Origin of the sequence: Pseudomonas sp. 43(2021) (genome assembly GCF_017490805.1) — a bacterium.
In the GTDB taxonomy this organism is placed as follows: Bacteria; Pseudomonadota; Gammaproteobacteria; order Pseudomonadales; family Pseudomonadaceae; genus Aquipseudomonas.
This window is the reverse complement of record NZ_JAFGYJ010000100.1, coordinates 1-762: the sequence shown is the minus strand read 5'-3', so window position 1 is coordinate 762 and position 762 is coordinate 1. Positions and strand designations below refer to the sequence as shown.

The window sequence follows — 762 nt, the reverse complement described above, 5'->3', positions numbered from 1 at the left end:
ACATAAGACTCTTGCAAAAATGAGCGCAGCGACCCCAAGACACGACCTGCATCGCACGCCGACAGCCCATACAAACAGCTTTGCAAGAGACTCACCCCACAAACGAAAAAGCCCCGTCGCAAGACAGGGCTTCTCCAGCGATCTCGCGATTAAGCCGCGATTACGCTCACGTAACGACGACCGAAGGCGCCCTTTACTTCGAACTTGATCACGCCTTCGATTTTAGCGAAGAGAGTGTGATCCTTGCCCATGCCAACGCCGTAGCCAGCGTGGAATTGGGTGCCGCGCTGACGCACGATGATGTTGCCGGCCTTGATGACCTGGCCGCCATACATCTTCACGCCAAGGCGTTTGGCTTCTGAGTCGCGACCGTTACGGGTACTACCACCAGCTTTTTTGTGTGCCATGAGTTCAATTCTCCTAGTGAGGAATTAGGCTGTAATTAAGCCTGAATACCGGTGATTTTGATCTCGGTGAACCACTGGCGGTGGCCCATACGCTTCATGTGGTGCTTACGGCGACGGAACTTGATGATGCGGACTTTATCGTGACGACCTTGGGAGATCACTTCAGCCTTGACGGTTGCGCCAGCAACAACTGGTGCGCCGATGTTCACGTCGTCGCCGTTGGCGACCAGCAGAACGCGATCAAAAGTCACGGATTCGCCAGTAGCGATTTCCAGTTTTTCGATCTTCAGGTATTCACCTTCAGCGACCTTGTATTGCTTACCGCCGGTAACGATTACTGCGTACATGGTATTTC

General features: G+C 53.4%; 2 protein-coding genes. Both read right to left on the bottom strand.

Features of this window, described 5'->3' with window-relative positions:
* Positions 1-149: 149 nt before the first annotated feature.
* Positions 150-407, bottom strand: coding sequence for a 50S ribosomal protein L27 (gene rpmA / locus J5M71_RS26120; protein WP_016773121.1), 258 nt, complete (start codon positions 405-407; stop codon positions 150-152).
* A gap of 35 nt (positions 408-442) precedes the next feature.
* Positions 443-754 carry a 50S ribosomal protein L21 gene (gene rplU / locus J5M71_RS26115; RefSeq protein WP_007924746.1) on the bottom strand — a complete coding sequence of 104 codons (312 nt, stop codon included), beginning with the start codon at positions 752-754 and terminating at the stop codon, positions 443-445.
* Positions 755-762: the final 8 nt, after the last annotated feature.